This is a genomic window from Candidatus Termitispirillum reticulitermitis (assembly GCF_054655775.1).
In genome coordinates this window covers 12,367-36,710 of record NZ_BAAIHG010000006.1, presented here as the reverse complement: position 1 = coordinate 36,710, position 24,344 = coordinate 12,367, and the positions used below count along the sequence as shown (strand labels likewise).

23 protein-coding genes and 1 tRNA gene are annotated in these 24,344 nt (G+C 44.2%); 8 read left to right on the top strand and 16 right to left on the bottom strand.

What is annotated here, in order from left to right; genetic code table 11:
• Nucleotides 1-15: 15 nt before the first annotated feature.
• The 9 genes from pyrH to gpmI all read right to left on the bottom strand — a co-directional run bounded on the left by pyrH (nt 16) and on the right by gpmI (nt 10,420).
• Nucleotides 16-723: a UMP kinase gene (pyrH, locus tag AC1MDJ_RS01620; protein ID WP_479689209.1), complete on the bottom strand. Its 708-nt coding sequence runs from the start codon at nt 721-723 to the stop codon at nt 16-18.
• A gap of 10 nt (nt 724-733) precedes the next feature.
• Complete coding sequence (gene lepB, locus AC1MDJ_RS01615) at nt 734-1,285, bottom strand: signal peptidase I (protein ID WP_479689208.1); 552 nt, start codon at nt 1,283-1,285, stop codon at nt 734-736.
• Between the two features lie 15 nt (nt 1,286-1,300).
• Nucleotides 1,301-2,218 (bottom strand): SurA N-terminal domain-containing protein, encoded by a 918-nt coding sequence (locus AC1MDJ_RS01610; protein ID WP_479689207.1) that lies wholly within the window; start codon nt 2,216-2,218, stop codon nt 1,301-1,303.
• Nucleotides 2,133-3,101 carry a peptidylprolyl isomerase gene (locus AC1MDJ_RS01605; protein ID WP_479689206.1) on the bottom strand — a complete coding sequence of 323 codons (969 nt, stop codon included), beginning with the start codon at nt 3,099-3,101 and terminating at the stop codon, nt 2,133-2,135. Before AC1MDJ_RS01605 ends, AC1MDJ_RS01610 begins: the two co-directional genes overlap by 86 nt.
• A 49-nt stretch (nt 3,102-3,150) precedes the next feature.
• Nucleotides 3,151-4,791 (bottom strand): DNA repair protein RecN, encoded by a 1,641-nt coding sequence (locus tag AC1MDJ_RS01600; RefSeq protein ID WP_479689205.1) that lies wholly within the window; start codon nt 4,789-4,791, stop codon nt 3,151-3,153.
• Nucleotides 4,785-5,606 (bottom strand): NAD(+)/NADH kinase, encoded by an 822-nt coding sequence (locus tag AC1MDJ_RS01595; protein WP_479689204.1) that lies wholly within the window; start codon nt 5,604-5,606, stop codon nt 4,785-4,787. Before AC1MDJ_RS01595 ends, AC1MDJ_RS01600 begins: the two co-directional genes overlap by 7 nt.
• Nucleotides 5,603-8,257 carry a coiled-coil domain-containing protein gene (locus tag AC1MDJ_RS01590; protein WP_479689203.1) on the bottom strand — a complete coding sequence of 885 codons (2,655 nt, stop codon included), beginning with the start codon at nt 8,255-8,257 and terminating at the stop codon, nt 5,603-5,605. The genes AC1MDJ_RS01595 and AC1MDJ_RS01590 overlap by 4 nt, the downstream gene beginning before the upstream one ends.
• On the bottom strand, nt 8,254-8,796 hold the full coding sequence (locus AC1MDJ_RS01585; protein ID WP_479689202.1) for a ComF family protein: 543 nt from the start codon (nt 8,794-8,796) through the stop codon (nt 8,254-8,256). Before AC1MDJ_RS01585 ends, AC1MDJ_RS01590 begins: the two co-directional genes overlap by 4 nt.
• A gap of 88 nt (nt 8,797-8,884) precedes the next feature.
• A complete protein-coding gene (gpmI, locus tag AC1MDJ_RS01580) occupies nt 8,885-10,420 on the bottom strand; it encodes a 2,3-bisphosphoglycerate-independent phosphoglycerate mutase (RefSeq protein ID WP_479689201.1) in 1,536 nt (511 codons plus the stop codon).
• 263 nt (nt 10,421-10,683) lie between these two features.
• On the opposite strand from gpmI, the gene AC1MDJ_RS01575 reads away from it, so the two are divergent.
• The 6 genes from AC1MDJ_RS01575 (at nt 10,684) to AC1MDJ_RS01550 (ending at nt 17,235) form a co-directional block, all read left to right on the top strand.
• Nucleotides 10,684-12,597 (top strand): flagellin N-terminal helical domain-containing protein, encoded by a 1,914-nt coding sequence (locus tag AC1MDJ_RS01575; RefSeq protein WP_479689200.1) that lies wholly within the window; start codon nt 10,684-10,686, stop codon nt 12,595-12,597.
• 121 nt (nt 12,598-12,718) lie between these two features.
• Nucleotides 12,719-13,252, top strand: coding sequence for a flagellin (locus AC1MDJ_RS01570; protein WP_479689218.1), 534 nt, complete (start codon nt 12,719-12,721; stop codon nt 13,250-13,252).
• Between the two features lie 55 nt (nt 13,253-13,307).
• Nucleotides 13,308-13,381 (top strand) — tRNA-Arg (locus AC1MDJ_RS01565).
• 32 nt (nt 13,382-13,413) lie between these two features.
• Complete coding sequence (leuS, locus tag AC1MDJ_RS01560) at nt 13,414-15,993, top strand: leucine--tRNA ligase (RefSeq protein WP_479689199.1); 2,580 nt, start codon at nt 13,414-13,416, stop codon at nt 15,991-15,993.
• Nucleotides 15,990-16,517 (top strand): LPS assembly lipoprotein LptE, encoded by a 528-nt coding sequence (gene lptE, locus AC1MDJ_RS01555; protein ID WP_479689198.1) that lies wholly within the window; start codon nt 15,990-15,992, stop codon nt 16,515-16,517. The genes leuS and lptE overlap by 4 nt, the downstream gene beginning before the upstream one ends.
• Nucleotides 16,495-17,235: a DNA polymerase III subunit delta gene (locus AC1MDJ_RS01550; RefSeq protein WP_479689197.1), complete on the top strand. Its 741-nt coding sequence runs from the start codon at nt 16,495-16,497 to the stop codon at nt 17,233-17,235. The genes lptE and AC1MDJ_RS01550 overlap by 23 nt, the downstream gene beginning before the upstream one ends.
• On the opposite strand, the gene AC1MDJ_RS01545 is transcribed toward AC1MDJ_RS01550, so the two are convergent.
• The 7 genes from AC1MDJ_RS01545 to AC1MDJ_RS01515 all read right to left on the bottom strand — a co-directional run bounded on the left by AC1MDJ_RS01545 (nt 17,214) and on the right by AC1MDJ_RS01515 (nt 22,982).
• Nucleotides 17,214-18,722, bottom strand: a complete 1,509-nt coding sequence (locus tag AC1MDJ_RS01545; RefSeq protein ID WP_479689196.1) for a M99 family carboxypeptidase catalytic domain-containing protein — start codon at nt 18,720-18,722, stop codon at nt 17,214-17,216. The two genes, AC1MDJ_RS01550 and AC1MDJ_RS01545, sit on opposite strands and share 22 nt — an antisense overlap.
• Nucleotides 18,722-19,996: a L,D-transpeptidase family protein gene (locus AC1MDJ_RS01540; RefSeq protein ID WP_479689195.1), complete on the bottom strand. Its 1,275-nt coding sequence runs from the start codon at nt 19,994-19,996 to the stop codon at nt 18,722-18,724. Before AC1MDJ_RS01540 ends, AC1MDJ_RS01545 begins: the two co-directional genes overlap by 1 nt.
• A gap of 53 nt (nt 19,997-20,049) precedes the next feature.
• Nucleotides 20,050-20,832, bottom strand: a complete 783-nt coding sequence (locus AC1MDJ_RS01535; protein ID WP_479689194.1) for an IclR family transcriptional regulator — start codon at nt 20,830-20,832, stop codon at nt 20,050-20,052.
• Between the two features lie 11 nt (nt 20,833-20,843).
• Nucleotides 20,844-21,377, bottom strand: coding sequence for a gamma carbonic anhydrase family protein (locus AC1MDJ_RS01530; RefSeq protein WP_479689193.1), 534 nt, complete (start codon nt 21,375-21,377; stop codon nt 20,844-20,846).
• Nucleotides 21,378-21,388: 11 nt separating this feature from the next.
• Nucleotides 21,389-22,264: a glycine--tRNA ligase subunit alpha gene (locus AC1MDJ_RS01525; protein WP_479689192.1), complete on the bottom strand. Its 876-nt coding sequence runs from the start codon at nt 22,262-22,264 to the stop codon at nt 21,389-21,391.
• Between the two features lie 131 nt (nt 22,265-22,395).
• The gene (locus AC1MDJ_RS01520; RefSeq protein ID WP_479689191.1) at nt 22,396-22,629 is read right to left on the bottom strand and encodes a hypothetical protein; all 234 of its coding nucleotides are present in this window, start codon (nt 22,627-22,629) and stop codon (nt 22,396-22,398) included.
• A gap of 95 nt (nt 22,630-22,724) precedes the next feature.
• Nucleotides 22,725-22,982 carry a helix-turn-helix domain-containing protein gene (locus tag AC1MDJ_RS01515; protein WP_479689190.1) on the bottom strand — a complete coding sequence of 86 codons (258 nt, stop codon included), beginning with the start codon at nt 22,980-22,982 and terminating at the stop codon, nt 22,725-22,727.
• A gap of 131 nt (nt 22,983-23,113) precedes the next feature.
• On the opposite strand from AC1MDJ_RS01515, the gene AC1MDJ_RS01510 reads away from it, so the two are divergent.
• Together AC1MDJ_RS01510 and AC1MDJ_RS01505 are read left to right on the top strand one after the other, a co-directional pair.
• Nucleotides 23,114-23,992 (top strand): RpnC/YadD family protein, encoded by an 879-nt coding sequence (locus tag AC1MDJ_RS01510; protein WP_479689189.1) that lies wholly within the window; start codon nt 23,114-23,116, stop codon nt 23,990-23,992.
• A 213-nt stretch (nt 23,993-24,205) separates the two neighbouring features.
• Nucleotides 24,206-24,340, top strand: coding sequence for a hypothetical protein (locus AC1MDJ_RS01505; protein ID WP_479689188.1), 135 nt, complete (start codon nt 24,206-24,208; stop codon nt 24,338-24,340).
• The last annotated feature ends 4 nt before the right edge of the window (nt 24,341-24,344 follow it).

Below are 24,344 nucleotides of genomic sequence, written 5' to 3'. Positions count from 1 at the left end.
AGAGACGTCCCATTTTTAATGCGTTACTATGGTGCCTACGTCCTCACCTGATACAATCTTAGCTAAATCGCCTTTATTATACAGACTAAACACCACTATTGGCACGCTATTTTCCATACAAAGCGTAATAGCAGTCGCATCCATTACGCTCAAATTTTGTGTGATAACGTCCATATAGTTGATTTTATCATATTTAGTAGCAGTTTTATCTTTCATAGGGTCTGCGGTATAGACCCCATCCACCTTTGTGGCTTTAATCAACACATTGGCATCTATCTCTGATGCCCTTAGTGCAGCCGCCGTATCGGTGGTAAAATATGGATTGCCCGTTCCAGCTGCAAATATCATCGCTCTGCCCTTTTCCATATGGCGCATAGCCCTCTGGCGGATAAATGGCTCAGCTATCTGATTCATCTGTATTGCTGTTTGCAGTCGGCACGGAACGCCAGCTCTTTCCAGCGCATCCTGCACAGAAAGGGCGTTGATAACGGTAGCCAACATACCCATATAGTCGCCTGTCACCCTGTTCATCCCCGTTGCAGCACCAGATACACCACGATAGATATTGCCACCGCCTATAACTATCCCAATTTTAGCACCCATAGAGTGTATAGTGGCAACTTCATCTGCTATATAGCGAACTACATTGCTGTCTATACCAAACTGCTGTTCGCCCATAAGTGCCTCGCCACTCAACTTCAACAATATCCGATTATATTTCATAACACGCCCCTCACCTTATCATCTTGAAAAACCGCTCAAAACGAATAGAACCTCCCGGCTCTTTAGAAAAATAAACTACAACAGCCTTGCCCTTGATAATTTTCTCAGATACGAAACCCCAATAACGGCTATCTAAACTGGAATCTCTGTTATCCCCCAACATCAGATACATACCATCAGGCACAACAAATTCTGCCACGTTGTCAACTATATCTATGTATGATGTCAGACGTTCCTGCGGAATATACGGCTCTACAAGCTCTTCTCCATTTAAGAAAACTTTCTTATTCTTAATAGCAATCCTATCGCCCGGTAGCCCTATAACACGTTTAATAAAATTCTTGTCAGGTTCCAGCGGATATTCAAAGACGACTATCTCGCCAAATTTAGGTTTGCGAAACAGATAGCTTACCTTATCAACCAATATTCTATCGCCGATTTGCAGCGTTTCAAGCATAGAACCAGAGGGGATAATATAGTTCCCCATAACAAACGTAAGGATAAACATAGCTATAACGAACGCTACAATCAGCGAATCAATAAATTCTTTAACCACTTTCATAACACCTCTTATAACTTACTGAAACCTATACACAACTATAGACTGCTTCTGCCTATCATACCACGCACTAAATATATACTCCATCTGCTGCTCCATCAGCACATACGTTACGTCTCTACGGACAGAATCAGGTATATACCGCGAGGCGCGCACCCCAACAACACGAACAACAGCCACCTTGCCGCTTACATCGGTTAAAGGGCTACTGAGTTTGCCTTCATCTGTCTGCGCCACTGCCGACCGCAACTCTGGCGAAACATCCTCTAAACGCACCCAATCCATATCCACATAGGTGCCGCCAACTGACTCTACTGCACCCTTAAAATCTTTCTTATTTTTCTTGAGCTTGTCATACTGAACCTGACTATCAAAGAATGCAAGCTCTACACAGTATTCCACCCCTGCTTTATAGGCACTACCCTGCTGCAAAAAATCGTGCAAGTCTTCCTCTGTAATGATTGCACGATTTAACATTGCAGAAAGCAACTTGTTTCTTATAATGCCATTCTTGGCGATAAACGTCAGTTCTGGTGTCAGCCGCTTTTCTCTGGCTAGTATCTGACTAATAAGCCCGCGCAAAGACGAGTTCCTGTCTTGCAGCCTGATGAGCGTATCCTGTATCTCTTTATCAGTAGTGGCGATTCCTATACGCGCTGCCGCTACCTGCAAGGTGAGATTGTCTATAATAGTATCCAATGTTTCGCTATAGTAAGCGTCCCATTTGAGCTTACGCTCATCTTCGTTTTTAATGGCGTTAATAGCCCGCACCCGTGCAGGCGCAAAACGCTCAACATCGTGCTGAGTTACTATCTCGTTGCCGACCTGTGCGACTATTTTATCAACAATATCAGCGTTTGCTTTTTGTGGCAGACAGAAATTCGTTAAAATTAAAGTCGTCAAGATAACGTATGTCAGCTTTGCTACGAAGCGCATTTATAAAATCCTCCATCATACTCTGACGTTTTACAGTGTATAGTTCCGCTATGAGCAACGGTTTCATATTAGCAAAGGACGTTCGCGTTACATCTGCCCGCTCGTCCATCCTAAATATGTGATAGCCATATTCCGACTCCACAATGCGACTCACTGCCCCCGGCGACAGCTTAAACGCCGCAACAAAGAATTCTGGATAGTTGCTCTCTCTGATAAAGCCTAAATCTCCGCCATCAGTTTTTTCTGCTCCATCAGAGTACTTACGGGCTACCTCAGAAAATGTTATGCCCGCTCCAAGTTCCTCAATAACCTTTTGCGCCTTAATCTTATCAGTAGTGAATATATGCCTTATACGTGCTACATTGCCAACTGGAACGCCTTTTGTCTTGCTTTCGTATAATTTGCGCAACTCCTCTTCGGTAATATTGCCTATATTTAAGGTTATATTTCTAACAAGCTCATCAACGATTAACCTTTCTTCTGCCAACTTTGCTAGCTCGTTAGCATTAATATCGTATCGCCCCGTTATAGCCCTTAATTCCTTAGCCCCTTGAGCTGTTAATAATTGCTGGGATAACTTATTTTGGTGGTCATCATGGCGCGTAGTAATCCCCCGCCGTTCCGCTTCCTCTAATAGTAATTTATGCTCTACAAATCCTTGTGAAATCGCATTTTTAACACTTGTGTTATTCATATCGCTAGCACCTATCTCCCAGATAGTAGCACTGGAGTAGTTCCATAGGTCGCTAACAGTGTAAGCCCTACCATTTATCTCAACGATAGCTTTTACGTCTTTGCCGCCTCCACCCTTGCCCGAGTCTCCGCAGGCAAAGCAGATTAGCGATAGCAAGACAGCTGACATGATAGCACGATAGCGTTTCATACACCTCCCATTATGGCACAATTGTAACTCAATAAGGCAGATATAGCAATTAGTTATTTAATAATTCCTGCGCCTGCTGGATAGACGTTTCGCTCACCTCGCCTGCTATCATCTTGGCAACAATATTCTTGCGCTCATCAGAACCTAGCAGTCTTATCGTAGTCCGTGCGGTGTCTCCGTCTGTCCCTTTCTCTATATAATACTGTGCATCGCCCTTTGCCGCTACAACGGGCAGATGAGTTATAACTAACACTTGTTTCTTTTTAGCCAGATGTATCAGTCGCTCAGCCACCCGTTTAGCTGTAACGCCACTTATACCCGTATCTATCTCGTCAAATATAAGCGTAGCTACAGAGTCGCTCTCACTAAATACCTCTTTCAAGGCTAACATTACACGCGATATCTCACCGCCTGATGCCACATGCGCCAAAGGTGCAGGCTCAAAACCTTTATTCACTGATATATGAAACTTAGCCTCAATACCACCACGCTCGTCCAATTCATCTTTATCAACAAAAACAGTCAGAAATTTACTATTCGGTAGCTCTAGCTCATTCAATATCTCTACTACTTGGGCAGAGATTTGAGCGGCGGCTTTCCTGCGCTCTGTATTAAGTTCATCCGCTATTTTTTGTGCTGTAATGCGCAACTCCTCTCCCCTAGCGGCAAGTTTTTCTGCAAGCCCATCGCTGTCAACAAAATCCTTCAGCCGCCCTGCCAGCTCGCTACCTTTACTGACAACGGCTTCAAGCGTGCCTCCATGCTTCCTCATTAAATCTTGCAACATATATTTGCGCTGAACTAACCTGTCTAGTTCAACGGGAGAAACGTCTTGTTTGTCAAGCATCGCGGACAACTCTTTTGAGGCACTGCCCAGACTATCAACCGCTAGCGTCAGGCTCTCTAATATCGGCGATACTTCACCAGTTAAAGCCGCAAACGGCTCTAGTGCCCTAATAGCCTTTGACACAAACCCTACGGCATTGCTCTCCCCCTCAGAAATATCGTCTAGCGAAGCACTTGCCGCAAGTCTAATATTTTCAATATTAGACAGAAACTGCACCCTGTTTGGTAGCTCTTTGTCATCGTCTATAGCAATATTCGCCCGCCGTATCTCATCAAGCTGAAACTCCGCTATCTCTCTATTTTTACGCAAATCCTCTATGCTCTCCAATAATGCTCTATGCTCGTCCTTTGCTACTTTATATGCCTTAAAAGCAGTGCTGTAAGCGTCCCGTAGCTCACGAGCAACGATATGGTCTATAAAATTTATATGGCGCGACTCGTCTAATAGCACTTGATGTTCATGCTGTCCGTGAATATCAGCCAGATAAGGCGCAAAACTTTTTAACTCCGTAACACTTGCCATCTTGCCATTCACAGAAACTTTATTCTTGCCTGTGTCGTCAACTTCTCTGCGAATACTCAGCTCTTCATCTATATTGTATTGCTCACGCAAGTCCTGCGGGATATGTCCAACATTATCAAAGATTGCCTCAACTGATAGCTTACTAGCTCGCTCACGCAACATATCTCGTTGAAACCGCCCGCCTAACAGTAGCTTGAACGCACCTATCATTACAGATTTACCAGCACCCGTCTCGCCTGTAAGGGTATTCATACCCTTATTCAGTTCAAAGCTGACACTCTCAATAACAGAAACATTCTTTATAGAAAGATAGTTCAACATTTAGAAGTCGCCCCCCAGCCAAGTTTATTAGCTAGATGGTCAAAGAACCCGCGCCCCTCCTTATAGTAGAATAACGATTCAAAGGGCGACTGCCGCACCAGCATTTCGTCCCCCTTAGTCATTACTATACCCTGCTTGCCATCACAATATACGGTTGTATCGTGACGCGTGTCAGCCATTACAATTCGGACTACGCTTTCAGGTGATATTAAAACACTACGGCTATCCGTTGCATGTGCACATATCGGGGATAAAAGCATTAACCTAAGACTAGAATCAACAATAGGACCACCCACAGATAACGAATAGCCCGTAGAGCCTGTAGCCGTTGACACCATATAGCCATCTGCCCTGTAATGGTTTATCAACTTATCGTTCACATATACGTTAAACTCTGATATACGCGAGCCTTTATTTATTGCAATCTCATTGAGCGCATTATAGCTAGCTTTTTCTACACCCAACGAATCTTTTACCACACACTCCACCCGCATAAGACGCCTAATAGGTAACTTTCCAGCTACAGCCAGCTCTAACGTGTCGTTCGCTTCCTCAATATCAAACTCTGCAATAAAGCCTATCTTGCCAACAAATATCCCAAATATTGGCGCACAACTTGCCCCGCTAGCCTGCGCAGCAGACAAAAGCGTGCCGTCTCCACCTATGGCTATGATTATATCAGCATTAGAATTAGTAGCCTTGCATTCTGGCAACACCTTAACTCCGAGCTGTTCCAGCTTGCTCGCTACAGACTCTAAAACCTTGCAAGCACCGCTGTGAGCATGATTTACAATAATAGCTGCTGACCTTATCATTGACTAACCTTGCTCGGCATCTCTTTACCCTTGACTTCAGTTTCAATAAGAACTTCAACATCTTTGACTTTGCCACCTTTTATAGAACGCAACATGCCGATGGTGTCCTCATTTATAAAGTATTTCTTTATAACACCAAACTCTTTAGTCAAAAAACTCAGCATAGAGAACGTCTCATCGTTATTGATAGTTGCCTTGTCTCTTATAGAGTTCAGAACACGTTCCATGCTCATAAACGAACGCTTGTTCAGGTTTGCATAGCGGTCTTTCTGCTCCTCTAGCTGGCTACGATAGTTCTTTATCACCTCATTAGAGCGGATATATTTATTGCGCACATCAACAACTTCTGCACGCAGGCGCAATAGTTCATTCGCCTTGTCCTCAGATACCAATTTTTCTACTATCTTCAACATCTTAGCATTCCTGTCAGACGCACTAGCGAGGTTCTGCGATAGTTTGCGGTTGGTCTCCTTTAAGTCCTCAATATTTTTCAGATTCTTGCCATGCTCCGTCCTGAAAGTAATGAGCTGCTCACGCAACCCTTTCATATTAGCATTAAGCGCAACCACATTACTGTTATCATGCATGTATTCCACTACACTCACAAGCTGCCCATTATCCAATATAGGGGAGAATACCAACTCATAAGTGCGTTCAGCACCAAAACTATTTACTTGCACAGTGGCTGATTTAGGCTCCTTTGACTCCACAACGTCTTGATATAAGCACCACTTGCAACGCGCCTCAAAGCCGTATAGCACCTTATGACATTTGCCCGCAAGGTCGCCACTCTGCCCGCAGAAAACCTGCGCCGCAGTATTGGATATGTCAATATTAAAGCCCTCTAAAACGGTTACAATAGGCTCACGGAAAGAGTCTATTATGCGATGGATTGCTAACGTGTCTTCTCTAGCTTTTTCAGTTTCACGTTTAGCGTCTTCTATAACGAGTTTTAAGTCGTCAATACTCTTTAATTGCTCATTAGAAAGCTTATTCATAGCATCAACATTATCACTGGCAGCAGAGATAATGCCGTCTTTGCCCTCTATGTCTTGCTTCAGCTGCTCTATGGTGACGTGGTAGCCCTTTATCTCTTCTGCAAGTGCCACCTTATCTTTGTTCAAACTCTCAATCTCTTTGGTGGCAACATCGTGCTGATTCTGCCAATCCTTAGTTTCATTTTGAGCCTTGACATACTCCTCGCTAGATACGTGCGATTTATGTATATCTTTAATCTGCTGATTCAACTCATTTATACTCTTGTCGCGCTCAGCAATCTGCTGACGGTAGTGAACTAAGTCCTCCTCATGTTCACTCTTCAACATGTAGTTTTCAAGTCTTTTAGCTGTAGCAGTCTCCATTGCTTTCATATTGATAACGGCTTTGGCTAGCTTGTCTTGTAAAATTTTCTTGTCCGTTTCCAGCAACTCAACCTTTTGGAGGAGTTTAGCATCAGCATTGTTGCCATCAATATCTTCCGCCATATCTGCGACATGCGCCAGTTTCTTGTCTAGCAAATCAACTTGCAACTCCAATTCGGCGGTCTTCTTAGATGCTTCCTCTACATCGCGCTCCCTAGCCTCCAATTTGAGCTGCAAGGCATCATATTCCGCCCGAATAGCAGCCACATCAGGAGCCTCTTTCTTGTCCTGCTCAATAGTTTTGCGCCGCTCCGCAAGCTCCTCTTCACGTTTAGCTAAATCCCGCTCCCGCCCTTTTGCATCAGCCAGACGCTTGTCAAGGTCTTCTACGTGGTCTTGCAGGTCTTTGTTAGTGTCCTGCAAGTCTCTAGTCTCACCTTTTAACTTTTTGTTGACATCGCGTAGCCTCTGATTCTCAGCAAGTAGCTCGCCACCAGACTCATACAGGCTATCGTCTATGTCAGGGATAATTCCGCCAAGCTCACCAATTTGACTCTTCAGCCCTGCAGCACTTTTCTTAGACCTTTCAAGCTGGACTAGCAGGTCATCGTTCTGCTCTTGCAGGAAAGAAAGCTCCTCTTCTAAATCATCCTTACTGCCCGCCAACTTCTCTTTCAGGCGAGCAATCTCCTTGTTTTTCTTTTTAATCGCTTTATCAAAGACATCTTTAGAGACAACACTATCGTGCTCGCCCTCTTCGCCCCCCTCATCCCCTTCGTATATATCCTCTACGTCTTCATCACCATCAGGTTCAACGCCATTCTGTGCCTGCTTTAGCTCTGTTATTTCCTTTTCTAAACTGGCAATCTGCTCCTCTCTGCCCTTTAGAAGCATTTCCAGCTCAGCTACTTGTAAATGGTCTTCCTCTAACACTGAGTCCGCTCCATATTCGTCTCTCACATGAGCAGATGAATATAATGCTGAAACAAACCTATTTAGCCTGATATGTTTTTGAGTATCTTGTAAAACGACAATGTATTTGCTATCAGACACCTTAAAGTGCAGAAAATACAAGACTATTACGCCTCTAGGTGTGTTAAAGTAGCTGCAATACTCCTTAGGTTTTTTAAGGCGAGCTGCAACAGCCGGTGGCATCTTAATAGGAACGACATCACCCTTGCGGATGCTGACCGCACCGCCAGTGCTTTCATTGTGAACGAGCACAGCAAATGGCAATTTGCGCGTTACGTTGGCGATTCTCTGAATAAATGGCTCTAAATGTTTGCTCACCTAACCATACCTGCCGCCAACGAATAGACATCTACCCTGCTCGCACCGCCCGATTTCAACACTCTAGCCGCTTCAGCTAGCGTCGCCCCTGTAGTCATAATATCATCCACCAGCAATATATCTTTTTCATGCACATCCACATCAGCATACAGTTCAAAAGCACCTTTAACATTTTCAAACCTAGCAGTTCTTCGCAATTTAGCCTGATAAGACGTGTTTCTAATGCGAACCAACGGCATTTCAACCTTCACTGATAACCTAGCAGCAACTTCACGCACTATCACCGACACGGGCTGAACAAAGCGAGCAAAACGTCTAATGATATGAAAAGGTATCGGCACAATCATATCGTAATGCCCATTCACATTAGCCAATATACACAGCCGCGCAAGCTGTGAAACACCCCTAATGCACCAGTCAAATTTTATACGCCGCAAGGCGGTTCTCAGCGCACCCTCATAACGGTAGTCAGCATAACAAAAATCTGCATCGGCACAGTAGCCCTCACAAGCTAAATTAAGTCTAGCTAAACCAGCCACACAATTGGCGCATAAAATCTCATCATATCCGCAATCCCCACCACAACTGATACATTTAGGGACAAATATACTAGACAACATACACTGGCTAACTAAATGGCTTTACTAAAATATCGCCCGTCATAGCCTGCGGCACAGGCAACCCCAATATTGCAAGTATTGTCGGCGCAATATCAGCCAACTTGCCACTGTCCTTTATAAACTGGCATTTATAGTTATATATTATCAATGGAACAGGGTTGGTCGTATGCGCAGTATGGGGCTGATTATGCGCCTCGTCCCACATCTCCTCGCTATTGCCATGGTCAGCGGTAATTATAAGCACCGCATCCATCTCATCAGCAAGATTAGCCACACTGCCTACCATAACATCAACTATCTTGCACGCATCAATAGCCGCTAACTCCACGCCAGTATGCCCCACCATATCAGGGTTGGCAAAGTTCATTATAACAACATCTAAATCATCGTCATAAAAAGCCTTTCTGAACTTGTCAACAACATTCGCAATACTCATCTCGGGTTTTAGGTCGTAAGTAGCTACATCCCTAGGAGATGGCACAAGTATGCGCCTCTCACCCTCAAAAGACTCCTCTCTGCCACCGTTGAAAAAGAAAGTCACGTGGGCATATTTTTCGGTCTCGGCGATTCGCAACTGACGCAAACCATGCTTGCTCAAAACCTCGCCAAGTGTATCAATCAATTCCTCTTTTCTAAATATTACAGGGACGGCTATTGATTCGTCATACTCTGTCATAGTGATAATATTTATAGCAGGTTTTGCACCCCTGTTAAAGCTATCAAAATTGTCGGCATAAAATGCCGCAAGCATTTCACGCACCCTATCTGAACGAAAGTTCATAAATATCAGACTATCGCCGTCCTTTACCCTGCCGTCCACACCCGATAACTTAGTCGGTTCAATAAACTCATCAGTAATGCCTTTGCTGTAAGAATCACGTAAAGCATCAGAAAGGCTGTTAGTTTCATTACACGCACCATCCACTATGCCATTACGTAGGAGCTGATATGACTCTTCAATGCGTTCCCAGTGTTTATCCCTGTCCATGCCATAAAACCTGCCACAAATATCTGACAGGCAACCCGTGTTATTTTCTTTCAGCCACTTTTCTAAATCTTCTACATACCCAACAGCACTATTAGGCGGAGTGTCCCGTCCATCTGTGAGAGCATGGATAAATATGTCTTTAACGCCCATAGATTTTGCTAGTTTCGCTACCCCCTTAAAGTGCGATATATGACTATGCACCCCGCCATCGCTCAATAGCCCTAACAGGTGCAACCTGCCACCTTTACCAGCTTTCTTAAAAAAATCTTGCAACTCTTGAATGTTGCGCACCGAGTCGTCCTCAAATGCTTTTGTAATCTTTAACAGGTCTTGATATACCACACGCCCTGCACCTATGTTGGTGTGCCCTACCTCAGAGTTGCCCATCTGTCCAGCTGGTAAGCCTACAGATTCGCCACTTGCACCTATTAAAATATGAGGGGCTACCTGCTGTATCCTATCCAGATTGATAGGGTCACTAAGTAGCACAGCGTTGTGAGAGGTCTCCGCCCTATAACCCCAGCCATCTAATATCAATAATATAACACGTTTCATAATTCTGCAGATTGTATCATAAAACAAACCTCTTGACAACCATTCTATTTTATGATAAAGATTATCTACAATTAGAATTGGGTATTGATTAGATATTGATTAGATATTGATTGGATATTAAGTTAGGTATTAAGATAATTAAGCCGACTAGTAGCTATTCGCCGTTTGGCGTTTATGGTATTAGTCGGCTTTCTATTTTTATCTAGTTTGCGCGTTTTAGGACAATGAATGCGTTAGTTGTCGCGGGCTTGGCATGGAGGATTATGGCTCTCTCTATTTACACCAATGTATGGTCTTCTGTGGCGCAGAGGAATCTTGAGTCTGCCAACAACACGCTTGGCAAGTCAATAGAACGGCTGTCGTCAGGGTTGCGCATAAACCATGCGTCAGACGATGCTTCGGGATTAGCCGTATCAGAGAAGTTGCGGACACAGATTAGTGCGTTGACTAAGGCTGCAAACAATGCGCAGGACGCCGTTTCGTTTTTACAAACAGCAGATGGCGGCATGGAAGTCATAGGCGATATGTTGCAACGTATGCGTGAGCTTGCGAGTCAGGCGGGCAATGGTAGCCATACGAGTAATGATAGACGGGAGCTGCAAAAAGAGTTTGAGCAGCTCAAGGCAGAAATTAACAGGGTATCAAACGCAACGGAGTTTAATACTAAGAGGTTATTATCAGGCGATGCTGCAGGTTTATGGTCGGCAACGAGCAACGATGTTGATGTTATATTCAGGAGTGCTCCTGTATCAGGAGATTACAAGCTAACATTTAGCACTAAGGCAGGGGAAAATGCAGTCTATCAGACAGCACAACTCATGGACTATACGAAGTCGTTGGTATATCCGAAAGGTCTGACTAACATACAGGTAGAGGGACTAGACGACGTCACACAAGTCCACTTCACCGTGAACGATGATACGGTGCATATAGAGCCATCGCAAGTTGCCAGTAACAACTGGGCAGTGCCGACGACTGGTGGGCTACAGACAAACAATATTGCTGACTACAGCCAAGTGATATTAGAGCAATTACATGGGGTTACTACTGTATTCACAGGTACTGTGACCAACGATGGTGTTCCCACTACGTATCTGGTTGACGGCTACAGCTATCCGTATGATAACTTCTCAGGCTTTTATATGGGATATGAGATAGTTTCTGGGGCTGACGCCGTAGACGGAACAACACATACACAATCTGGCATGGGCAATACCACCTTTATAAACCTTGCTGATGGCACAAGAGCATGGCAGCTTCAAGGCGGTGGCAGTTCTAGTAGCTATCTCCGCTCATTTTACGTGGACCCTGCCGACGGAACAAAGCATTATCCAGTTGTTTTTGGAACACTCATCAATTGGGGCGGAATTATGAATTACAGGGCAAGCATATATACGCCAAATACTAATGGCCATTATAACAGTATTCAGTATTTCATCTCTGCAAGTGCTGTTAATAGCATGGCTGTTGGCGACAAGGCATTGTTTTACTACCAAGCGAATAGCCCCGATGTTGAGGTAAAACCGGGCATTAGTGCGTGGACAAGTCCAGCCAACAACTGGATTATTAACTCTGCGAATATGACGTATATAAAGACTGTTTCACTGAATATAGATGTGCCTAATGGGACTAATATAGTGGGTTCTAATTTATCTCCTAAGGTTTTTTGGGATATAAGAGACCCTCACGTTGAGTTCACAGCTATGACTATAGAGAACGGGGAGTTCAAGGAGATAAAGATTAGCTGGGATAGGGACTTGAACGTGCCCGATGATGAACTGACCGGCGGCGAATGGAGATGGACAATGCCGACACCAGCAGAGGTTAAGCTAAAAGATTCTATTGTTGGTGGCAGATATGTATTTAGTAACGATGATGGCAAAAAGCTATTAGACAATACGCAGACGTTAAGCATATATGGGAATAATAAGAATGTTGACGTATACATAGAGGGGGAAGATACTGTTGCTGATTTAGTCAAGAAGCTAGCCGATGCGATAGGTTTGTTAGGTATGGCAGGGGATATATCTGTTAATAATCTCGTTAAGATTGTTGAGCCTAATACAGCCACCACCACCACCAGCGGGGGGGGGGGGGGGGGGGGCAATTGCCGGCACTATATTTTTACAGACTGCGCTAACAGGGGGAGCATCAGAGTTAAGGTTTGCAGGAGATGAGGCGTTATTAAATGCGCTGGGCATATCAACTATACAGAAAGCAGAGGCTAGTGGCATAAATGCAACAGTGTCTGATGCACATACAGGCAGGCTAGTAGGCAGCGACACGGTATCGGACTTTATGCTACGAGGAGTTATAAAGGGAGTTGATATAAAGTTTGCGTCTGATATTGGAGTGAAGGCAAGTTTTAACGTTACAACAGGACAGGTTATATTTACCCCTGATGCTACTAAGCCTGTATATTTACATATAGTTGATAATTCTACCAGAGTGCAGACAGGTTCGGACGAGGGGCAATATATAGATATTACTATAGGGCGTATGGATACTATTGCGCTTGAGATAGATGATGTCTATGTAGTCACTATGGAAGATTCGCAGAGAGCATTAAGTAAGATAGATACAGCATTAGAGCGAGTGAATAGTGCTCGTTCAAACATTGGGGCGAAAATAAACAGGCTGGAATACGCACAGAATAATATTAGAGTGACGAAGCAGAACACCATAGCAGCAGAGTCTCGCATAAGAGACCTAGATGTAGCAGCAGAATCATCTTCATTTACTAACAACCAGATACTCGTGAACGCAGCAGTGGCTATGCTAGCTCAAGCTAACCAATTGCCACAACTGGCTCTGCAATTGATAGGAAGATAAATATTGACAGCGTATCAGATAAAGGCTAATCTGACTAGCTGAAACTATGTTTATTGCGCCTATAGCTCAGTTGGATAGAGCAACAGACTTCTAATCTGTGGGTCGCAGGTTCAACTCCTGCTGGGCGCACTCAAAATAAATTATATTGGGAGCGATAGCAGATGAAATACAACTTCGCCGAGTTTGAAGAGAAGTGGCAAAACGCATGGGAAATGTCAAACGTATTCAAGGTGGAAATTGACAAAACAAAGCCCAAATATTATTGCCTTGAAATGTTCCCCTACCCATCGGGCAACATACATATGGGACATTTGCGCAACTACGCCATAGGAGACGTAACAGCCCGATATAAAACAATGCGTGGCTTTAACGTAATCCACCCGATAGGCTGGGACGCATTCGGACTGCCCGCAGAAAACGCCGCCAAGCAGAATAACCGCCACCCCGCCGAGTGGACATTCGCAAATATAGAGAAGATGAAACACCAACTCAAGCAGATGGGACTATCCTACGACTGGTCGCGTGAGGTGGCTACCTGCACACCCGAATACTACAAATGGGAACAAGAACTATTTATAAAGATGTGGGAACGCGGACTTGCATATAAGCGGAAATCTTTTGTCAACTGGTGTCCGTCCTGCGAAACAGTGCTTGCCAATGAACAGGTAGAGGACGGCAAATGCTGGCGTTGCTCATCAGAGGTGTTCCAAAAAGAGCTAAGTCAGTGGTGCTTTAAGATAACAAACTATGCCGATGAACTGCTAGAAAACACATACAGCAAGCTATCGGGCAATTGGCCTGAAAAGGTGCTAGTTATGCAACGCAACTGGATAGGTAAATCCACCGGTGCCGAAATAGTATTTGACGTGTCTGCAGAGCAAGACAAGACAGGAGTTGATGAAAAAATCACAGTATTCTCAACCCGCCCCGACACGTTATACGGCGCAACCTTTATGCTACTAGCTGCCGAACATCCGCTCTCTAAAAAGCTGATAGCTGGCACTAAATACGAGCCTGACGGCTTGAAGTTTATAGAGGAGATTACCAGCGAAACAAAAGAAAACCGCACTAACGATAAAGCAAAGAAAGGGTTTTTCACAGGCAGATATTGCATAAACCCCGCAAATGGCGCAAAGCTACCGATATACATAGCTAACTACGTCCTGATAGACTATGGAACGGGTGCCGTTATGGCAGTGCCAGCACACGATGAGCGCGACTTTGACTTTGCAACTAAATACAAACTGCCTATCATACAGGTAATAGACTCTGGGAATGCTGAACCGCTGACAGAGGCTTACACGGGGGATGGCAAGCTAATCAACTCTGACAAGCTGAACGGCTTGTCGGTGAATGAGGCAAAAGTTGCTATCAGTGAAATATTAGAGAATAATGGTAGCGGCAAAAAAACCACTACATACAGGTTGCGCGACTGGGGAATTAGCCGCCAACGCTACTGGGGCGCACCAATACCGTTTGTGTATTGCGATAACTGCGGGATAGTAAGCGTTCCCGTAGAGCAACTACCCGTTGAACTGCCAAAAGACATTGACTTTCGCGTGAACGGCAACCCGCTGGAAAGTTCAGCATCATTCGTCAATACCACCTGCCCTAAATGCGGCGCACCCGCTCGTAGAGAGACTGACACGATGGATACGTTTGTTGAGTCGTCTTGGTATTTTCTGCGCTACTGCTCACCACACCACACTAAAGACATGTTTGATAAAGATAGCGTGGCATATTGGGCACCTATAGACCAATATATCGGCGGAGTAGAACATGCTGTCATGCACCTGCTATACGCCCGCTTTTACACTATGGTTCTGCGCGATTTCGGATATGTGAGCTTTGCCGAACCATTCACTAGACTGCTTACACAGGGAATGGTATGCAAGGAGACTGAACACTGCGATGAACATGGCTGGCTATACCCCAGCGAGGTGCAAGATGGCAAGTGTATCAAATGTGGCAAACCCGTTAAACGCGGACGCGTGGAGAAGATGAGTAAGTCTAAAAAGAACGTTGTTGACCCTGATGAACTGCTGCGCGACTTCGGAGCTGATACAATTAGGCTGTTCTCACTCTTCGCCGCCCCCCCAGAAAAAGAGATAGAGTGGTCGCAAAGTGGCGTTGAGGGGTGCTACCGATTTATAAACAGGGTCTATCGGCTGGTAGATGCACATATTGAGCTGTTAAATAGCAACATTACCCCACTAGAAAAGCCTGCAGGCGGTGTCAGTGTAGAAATACTGCGGCAGACACACACTGCCATTAAACGCGTAACAGCCGACATTGAACGCTTTCAGCTAAACACGGCAGTTGCAGCCATAATGGAGTTTGTCAATGCACTATACGTTTCACAGACGGAGCTAGCAAGCGATACAGACAAGGGGGCATTTAAGTTCGCCATAGTCGCACTATTAAAACTATTAGCCCCATTCACCCCGCACATAGCTGAGGAGCTATGGGAACGCACAGGCAATAATAAAAAAGTAAAATTCATTAGCCGTGCTGATTGGCTGGACTACGATGAAACTGTGCTTGAACGCGACGAGGTGACATTTGTCGTGCAGGTGAACGGCAAACTGCGCGCGCAAATGAGCCTGCCGAAAACAATATCAGAGCAAGATGCCGTAGTCGCCGCACTTAAAGACGACAAAGTTCAGGCGCATATTGCAGGAAAAGAGATTGTCAAAAAAATATACGTTCCGCTAAAGCTAGTAAATATAGTGGTCAAATGAAACGCCAAGTTGTTTTAATAAAACATCTAGTTGCTTTATTGCCCATCCTACTTGTAGTTTTGACTGCTACCGGTTGCGGTTATTCGTTTGTCCGCCACGGGGACACTGGTAGCTTTCAGGGCAGGACGTTTTATCTCGCTGAGCTTGTCAATGATACAGACGACTACACTATTACACGAGAATTTCAGCGTAGCGTTACGCACTATTTGCAACTGTATGGGCTGACAGCCAGTGACGGCAGGGCAGACTACATATTAAGAATACGCTTAAAAGATATTGGTATTAGCTCGTCCATCCGCTCTGCCACTAGAGAAGCACGAACGTCTAGCCTTACACTGACATATAGGTTTATATTAGAAGATAGAACGGGCAAGACGTTATACGACAACACCCTATCGGCTAGAGAGGATTTCACGGTTGGCGATGAGATAGCCATATACAACAAAGCATATTCCGTAGCCTTTAACAACATTACAGAGACGCTCTTTACGAGCTTTTACAATGGCATCAAAATCATCCGTTAAGACGTTACTAGTCGGTAGCGACCAATTCGTCAACAAGCGGCTTGATGCTATTTGTGCGAGCCTGTCTGATTGTGAGCGTCATACATATTTTGCCGAAGATATTGATGGAGCTGAAAAACAATCAGAGTTTTTTAGTGCATTTTTGAGCGTAAGTCTGTTTGACGAGGGGAAACTATTCATTATCCGCCATGCGGAGAAACTAAAAGGAACAGACAAATTCCTTGCCAACACCAGTCGCTCAAACACCAGCTCAATTATCATAATCAGCACTGATGTTGCTGCCAGCAAGCAGTTGCAAACAGCGGCTAGCGATGCGGGGTTCACGCTAGAGGCAGAATCTGCAAGACGTGAAGAGGATAGCAACTTTTCATTTGTGAATGCATTCCTCGCCAAAGACCGCAAAAAATGCGCAGAAATTGCCGCTAAACTAGGTGAACACAAAGACGGCGAGCGGGCATTCTATCTACTAACTAGCTATATTGCAGGGCTATACTTTAAGCTGGCACTGCCGAAACTATATACAGCAAATAACCCGTTCTTTAAGGGCAAAAGCTACTTTATGCAAAGCGTCAATAACTATGCTAACCGCTGGAAAGCCGAAGAAACCGTTGGCATTATTAACACTATGCTTGAAATAGATACCGACTTGAAAACGGGCAAAATAGCTCCCGAATATATGCTGACAAATCTGCTAGGCTACTGCGCCAGCTCTATGTAAAATCTAGCTACTTCCTGCCCGTCTATATCAACCGTCACTGGGTATTTAGCCCCTTTATTATCCACCGAAAAGCGTGAAAGCATAGAACGTTTGGCAATAATAATCCTATGCTTTCTATCGTCCCCTGTGTTCTCACGGACATAGCTAGCCACCCAGCCACGCAGATTGACAGGCACATTAAGGGATTTGCCATCTTTCTGTATGTCTTCCAACGTTAGCGTATCTCCATCTTTCACTCGTATTATCCTTTCTGGAGCGATAGATTGTCGCTTGCCGTTTAACACTACACTAAACATATATCCTAGCTGCTGCTTTGGAGTGCTACCAGATTCTTTTACTGGTTGGTTCACCACTGACGCTACGGCGGCTGGTTGAGCAGCTCCTGCAACCACATCTAACGATACCTCTGCAAACTTTACGTTGTCTTTGCGGAAGACTACCTTTGTTGAGTAGTCAACCGTTAGCTCCTTGCCTTGGTCGTTCAGATTGCCTAAGCCCAATATGTCACAGGTAATGCCTGTGGTGTAGTTGCTCTCTATACCCTTGATAGAAACCTTGTCGCCCTTTTTGAGCTGCAATTTTTCGTTATTCTTTAAGTATTTGGAACTGCCATTAACCGTCACAAGCACCTGTTCCAGCTTAGCGGAAGGCACGTATATGGGCGGGTTTTCAGGTATAATATCCATTATCTTCATAAACTCGCCGATTACGTAGTTGTGATACAGCACTTTCAGCTCGTTAGAAGTTATATCTTTAGCTGTTTCTATCCCGAATGCGGGGATGCAATAGTTGCGCAAAGCATACCACGTAGCAGTTTTCTGCATCTCCTTAAACTTAGTTTTAGGGTCGTTTGTCATAGTGTTAAAATATGCTAGCATGTGCGATTTATTCTCTATACGGGCGTTAGCCCCCTCTAATGCACGCATAGCCATAGACTTGAGGTCTAACACCTTGCCGTCTTTGCAGATATACTTGTCATCATCCACTATTACCGATTGCCCAAACTTATTCGGGTTGCGCTGCTCGTTCACGTAGCTACTTGTGTGAAACCCCCAGCCGTCATGCAAGTTAAGAAAAATATCAGCCTTTGACATATACTCTATTATCACTTGAACAACTTTTACATCCGTTCTATCGGTCGCTTTAATATCATCAGTAAATAGACGATTCATATCGCCATCTGGTCCCCTGTTGTTCAACATTATTGACTTTAAGTTGGTGCGCGGCATTAGTATAAGGTTGCCCTGCTCCAGCTTAAAGTTTATATAGGAGTCGGCTGAAAGGAAGCCCCCCGGCTCGTCCCCCTGAATGCCACCTAATATCAGCATTGTCTTGCCAAGTCGCCTGCCATATATGGAATAAACGTGCAGTTCGTAGTCCGTTCCCTCAAAATAGACCTTGTGAACCTGTGATGGGCGTTTTACGTCCGCCGCTATGCAGTTAACGGCACCTATAAAACATAGTGCTAAAGCTATAACTAGACGCATTATCTAGCCCTCCAGTCTTCTGATTTAATCTTAAAACTACCCGGACATCCTGTGATTACAAGCGTCTTCATACCCTTGTCTGCGTTAATATCTGATATGTAGTCTTGCTTAAAACGGATAATGATAGCATTGCCGCCCAGCACCTGATGACTAACATCGCTGATATTGACGGCTATCTTGCCCGATTTAGAGAACAAGTCCCGCTTTGACTCCTCCCATGCCGCACGTCTAGGGAAACGCATATCATAAAAAGCCATATATTTGTCTATATCGGCTGAAGTCCATACCTTGAGCCAGTCTGCTAAGAAGGCATCCACCCCTGCTTTTATATGCTCAGTAGCTGACAGCATGCGCATTTCCTCACTAATCAACTTCTCCGAGCCGTTGTCATAGACTAGATAAAACTTCTTATGCCCATAAGTTATCATATTGTCAGCACAATAGAACTGGTTGAAATCATAGACCAGCGTAGTCGCATTCTGGCGATATATATTGACGTTGTCTAGCTTGACCAATTTATTCGGATATTGCGCCATCAGTTGTCGTTTCTTGTCTAGGTAGCTTTGTGCATTCCAGCCGGAATAGCTTGAATATTGAGGATGAACGTAGCCTTTGAACGTATCATAGTCGGCAGAGTTCCAAGCAGCTATAAACCTATTAAGCTCCGATAGATGTTTTTCACGGGTAGCTTTATATTCCGCACTTGTCATCATTTGAGCGTCATCTATAATAACTATAGGCATCCCGATATAAACATATTTTTGTATGCGAGCTAAGTCTTCATCTAGCAAGGCAACGCAACCTTGCGTGATAGGCTTGTCGCGCTCATCTGGGTTAAAGCCATGCAGCCAAATGCCCCCGCCAGTGCGCTGCATTATCCTATCTATAGGGTTCGGGTAGTTCGTAGGATAAGCAGCTATGCCATACATCTTACCCCAGTTGCCATAGCGGGCGAGCAACTCTTTCTGTGTTATGTGCGATATAATGTAATACACACCCTCAGGCGTTTTGCCATCGTGAAGTGCCAGCTTGCTACCTTCTGCCCGTCCAAGCATAACGTCTGCACTCTCTAATAGACGCTCTGTATCGCCAGATATTTCAAGGATATATATTTTTTTTAGTTTTTTATCAACAACCGCTGTGTAGTGCGGGAGTGCACCTGCACTCATAACATTGCCTATCAGCCTGTTTCCCGTAGCATCGGCGGCGCATAGCGGCACAGACAGCAACGAACATAGCAAAAATGCAAAGGTAAAATACATAGCCCTAAACATTGGGCTAGGGTATAGATTTTTTATAGATTTGTCAAATGCATATATTGTTCAAGTTAGCCGTCATATCCTAGCCGTTTGGAAATCTCCCCTGCAAACTTTTGCAACACGGGCAATATTTCATCTGTCATCTTTTTGTGACTCATACGACTAGAGGGTGCAGTTACCCCGAGCACCGCAACTGGTAAATTAGAACAATCCTTTATTGCAGTGCCTATACAGGACACACCTAGCTCATATTCCTCCTCGTCAAAGGCATAGCCCTGCGTCCTTATCTCCGCAAGCTTTTTCCGTAGTTCAGTGACGGTGGATATGGTATTAGGGGTGTACTGTTCCAGCTCTTCGGTTTGGTATAGCCTACTAAACTCTTCCTCAGTGCTGAATGATAATAGTAGCTTGCCTACTGCGGTGGGATGTGCAGGCACGTCGCGCCCTGCGCGAGATGCTACACGCACAGACTTAGACGTCTCTTCCAACCCCAAATATATGACCCTGTCTTCACGCAAGATACCGATATAGACAGATTCGTCCACTAGTTCAACAACTTTTTGCATAAACGGGTGCGCTAGCGACAACAAACCTAGCCTGTTTATAAACTTCTGTCCCAAGTCAAACACCTTTGCGCCTAGCATGTAGTTTTCTGTCTTTGTGTTCTGCTCTATGTAGCCTTTATCACAGAGTGTGGCTAACAGACGGAAAATTTTATTCTTATGCAGTCCCAGTAGCTTGGAAAGCTCCGTCACGCCAAGCTCGCTCCCATCAGTTTTTCTAAAGACCTCCAATAGCATTAAGGCATGTGAAACTGATTGCACAGACTGAATTTTAGCATTAGCGCGCATAATCTGTTCTCCTAGCGTGCGCGAGCTGGCTTCAGCTCTAAATATAGGTCTTTCAGGTGCACATACTTTTGCGAGTTGTGCAAGGTCGCTGCTATATCAGCATCGGTTACTTCACGCACTACTTTAGCTGGAAAGCCCATGAGCATAGAGCGCGGCGGGAATATTTTCTTCGGTGGCACCAGCGAGCCGCCACCAACAATACAACCATCAGGGATAACCGCGCCATCCAACACAACTGCACCGATACCAACCAGCACACCATTACCTATGGTACAGCCGTGCAGACAAACATTGTGCCCAATGGTGGTATCTTCCCCCACTATGCACGGCAAAGAGTCCTTTGTGACGTGCAGAACAGCGTTATCTTGAATATTGCTACCCCTGCCGATAGATATATAGTCAACGTCGCCACGAAGAACTACGCCATACCAGATGCCTACATCGTCAGCTAGACGCACATCGCCAACAACAGTTGCCCCGTCTGCAATGAATACACGCTCTCCGCGTGTAATCCCCTTTAATAACCTATTCCTGACATTTTCCACAGACTCGCTCCTTAAATGTTTGCCCTTAACAGTGGGAAATTTAGTCTCTCACGTAGTTCAAGATACCTTTCGGCACACAGTTTCGCAAGTGCCCTGACTCTGGCGATATAACCCGTCCGCTCGGTTACAGATATAGCATTCCTCGCATCTAGCAGATTAAACGTATGACTGCACTTCAGAGTATAGTCATAGGCAGGCAATACTAGGTCTAGCCCAGATAGCCTTTTAGATTCCTTTTCATACATGTCAAATAGTGAAAACAGCATATCAGTGTCGGCAACTTCAAAGTTGTATTTAGAAAACTGAACTTCGTTCTGATGATAGACATCCCCGTAAGTAATGTTTCTATTCCATTTTAGGTCATACACAGAGCTAACGCCCTGCAAATACATTGTAATACGTTCAAGCCCATAAGTAATCTCACCCATAATAGGCTTTAATTCTATTCCGCCGACCTGTTGAAAATAAGTGAACTGGGTAATCTCCATCCCGTCAAGCCACACCTCCCAGCCTAGTCCCCAAGCACCCAATGTAGGCGATTCCCAGTCGTCCTCTACAAAGCGAATGTCGTGTTTGAGCGTGTCAATAGATAGCTCTTTGAGGCTGTCTAGGTATAGCTCTTGTATATCATCGGGAGAGGGTTTCAATACTACCTGATATTGGTAATAGTGCTGTAGCCTGTTCGGATTCTCACCATACCTGCCGTCAGTAGGACGTCTGCTAGGCTCTACATAAGCGGCGCGCCAAGGCTCTGGTCCAAGCGACCTTAAGAATGTTGCAGGGTTGAACGTGCCCGCCCCTACCTCAATATCGTAAGGTTGATACACTAAACAACCCCTGTCAGCCCAAAAGTGCTGCAAGGTCATTATAACATCTTGGAAATACATAGCACTAATCTACCACGTTTTACGCGTGCTGTCCATTGATTTTTAGAGGACTATGGTATATGAAAATTTTTTAACTCATGTAATGCCACAGTTAAAATGCCCCTCAATTCCACAAGTTAAAATGCCCCTATTTAGGTGTTAAAGGTATGCTGTTTTCCGTTGTAAAATATAGAGAATGATTTATCAATGAATTCGCGGACGAGAACTTTGTTAACTCTAGGGGCGTGAACAGACTTGGAGGGTATTTGAAAGAAGTGTCCATTTTTTTGTATAGTCCAGTCATTACGCAGTTTAGCCAAACTTTCCAGATAGCAGTAGTCTTTGAGTTGCGCTTTAGCTGGTAGTTGGCGGTGGGCGTCAGGCACTGTTTCTTTGGGTATAGATAGCTTTCTGTTATGAAGTTCAAGGTAGTCTGGTAATGCTGTATTTGCTTCTTGTAGTGATTTTATCTCATTGAGTGCTAACCAAGGGATAAGCCTATCTTTGAGTGTCCTGTTGGAACGCTCAACTCTACCTTATCTGGATTGCTATTGCTCTTGTTGTTAGATGGCTTATCCTTTAAGCCGTGTTCTAACCCACTTAACCCAAATAAACGATACTTCCTAACCGCCCTTACTACAATTGACCTGTTAACCTTTAACCTCTCAGCTACTTCGTCATACGATAACTTGCCACTGAGCACATCCTCTACCCCTTTAATCTTGCCATAACTTCCCACAATACATACCCCTAATAAAAAATATATGAGGGGCATTTTAACTTGTGCAATTCACAGGGGCATTTTAACTTGTGCAATTACAAAATTTTTTAACTCATTGACATTACATTTTTGTGATGTTATATTTAACTATGGTTAAGAAGTCAGAACCGAACAGGCAGTATAAGGATAGCATGTTCACTAAGTTGTTTGGCAAGAAAGCTGCCGCGCTGGAGTTATACAATGCAATAGCTGGAACTAGCTACGATGAAAATACTAACATTGAGATGAATACTCTTGGCAATATCCTGTATATGGGGATAAGAAATGATGTATCTTTTATAATAGACGATAGGCTTGTAGTGCTGGTAGAGCACCAGTCAACCATAAATGAAAACTTGCCAGTTAGATTGTTATTATATATAGCTAAGATATATGATAGTGTGATAAGTGATAAAGACGTGTATAGGAAAGATTTAATTAAGCTACCTCGTCCAGAGTTCATAGTGTTATATAATGGTGCGGAAACTATGCCCAATAAGAAGATATTAAAGTTATCAAAGGCGTATGAGCTAGGGAAGAATAAAGGCAAAAATAAGATAATGCTTGATTTAGAGGTGCCTGTGTATAATATAAACAAAGGGCATAACGATAAGATTGTGAGCAAGGGGGAGACGTTAAGGGGCTATGTAGAGTTTATGGCAAGTGTGAGGGAGTATAAGGAACAGGGCGATGAACTGAATATAGCGATTAAGAAAGCTATAGAGGCGTGTGTGAAACGAGGAATATTGGTGGAGTTTTTACATAGAAATGCTACGGAGGTTATGGGTATGTTAAATGCAGAGTTCAATATGGAACTAGCTCAACAGGTATGGAAAGAAGAAGGCGAAAGAAAAGGTATGAGAGAGGGAGTAATGAGCACTCTATCCCTTATGGAAAGGGGTTTGAGTGTTGCCGAGGTCAAGAAACAACTATTAGGTAGCACAAACAAGGCTACAAAGAGCAAAAACACGACTAAAAAGGCTAAGTAGCAAATCGGTAGGACTAAAAGGTTCTGCATCGTCTCCAGCCAGCGTTGAGGGCTTGCCAATACTGTCGTCCTTGCGTGTGGCAACCTCAAGATACATTTTCTTGACAGATGCCAAAATTTCTCTAACAGAAAATTAGTGAATACATTATAAAATTGCTCCGTATTGACAATGCTATAAACTAAGCATATAATATTATGCAATATGAGGTATGATATGATTAGCATTGAGGTAGTGCCTATTTCCATTGTTATGCCAGAGGACGTTGACTACGATAGTTTCATAGCTATTGCACGGGGTGTGATAAGCGAAAATGGGGAAGTATTGACACGGTTAGCCGTGATAGAGTGAATCT

Coding starts and splice junctions, on each gene's coding strand:
- pyrH (WP_479689209.1), bottom strand. CDS start 723: ATGAAATATAATCGGATATTGTTGAAGTTGAGTGGCGAGGCACTTATG.
- lepB (WP_479689208.1), bottom strand. CDS start 1,285: ATGAAAGTGGTTAAAGAATTTATTGATTCGCTGATTGTAGCGTTCGTT.
- AC1MDJ_RS01610 (WP_479689207.1), bottom strand. CDS start 2,218: ATGCGCTTCGTAGCAAAGCTGACATACGTTATCTTGACGACTTTAATT.
- AC1MDJ_RS01605 (WP_479689206.1), bottom strand. CDS start 3,101: ATGAAACGCTATCGTGCTATCATGTCAGCTGTCTTGCTATCGCTAATC.
- AC1MDJ_RS01600 (WP_479689205.1), bottom strand. CDS start 4,791: ATGTTGAACTATCTTTCTATAAAGAATGTTTCTGTTATTGAGAGTGTC.
- AC1MDJ_RS01595 (WP_479689204.1), bottom strand. CDS start 5,606: ATGATAAGGTCAGCAGCTATTATTGTAAATCATGCTCACAGCGGTGCT.
- gpmI (WP_479689201.1), bottom strand. CDS start 10,420: ATGAAACGTGTTATATTATTGATATTAGATGGCTGGGGTTATAGGGCG.
- AC1MDJ_RS01575 (WP_479689200.1), top strand. CDS start 10,684: ATGGCTCTCTCTATTTACACCAATGTATGGTCTTCTGTGGCGCAGAGG.
- AC1MDJ_RS01570 (WP_479689218.1), top strand. CDS start 12,719: ATGCTACGAGGAGTTATAAAGGGAGTTGATATAAAGTTTGCGTCTGAT.
- leuS (WP_479689199.1), top strand. CDS start 13,414: ATGAAATACAACTTCGCCGAGTTTGAAGAGAAGTGGCAAAACGCATGG.
- lptE (WP_479689198.1), top strand. CDS start 15,990: ATGAAACGCCAAGTTGTTTTAATAAAACATCTAGTTGCTTTATTGCCC.
- AC1MDJ_RS01550 (WP_479689197.1), top strand. CDS start 16,495: ATGGCATCAAAATCATCCGTTAAGACGTTACTAGTCGGTAGCGACCAA.
- AC1MDJ_RS01545 (WP_479689196.1), bottom strand. CDS start 18,722: ATGCGTCTAGTTATAGCTTTAGCACTATGTTTTATAGGTGCCGTTAAC.
- AC1MDJ_RS01540 (WP_479689195.1), bottom strand. CDS start 19,996: ATGTTTAGGGCTATGTATTTTACCTTTGCATTTTTGCTATGTTCGTTG.
- AC1MDJ_RS01535 (WP_479689194.1), bottom strand. CDS start 20,832: ATGCGCGCTAATGCTAAAATTCAGTCTGTGCAATCAGTTTCACATGCC.
- AC1MDJ_RS01525 (WP_479689192.1), bottom strand. CDS start 22,264: ATGTATTTCCAAGATGTTATAATGACCTTGCAGCACTTTTGGGCTGAC.
- AC1MDJ_RS01510 (WP_479689189.1), top strand. CDS start 23,114: ATGGTTAAGAAGTCAGAACCGAACAGGCAGTATAAGGATAGCATGTTC.
- AC1MDJ_RS01505 (WP_479689188.1), top strand. CDS start 24,206: ATGATTAGCATTGAGGTAGTGCCTATTTCCATTGTTATGCCAGAGGAC.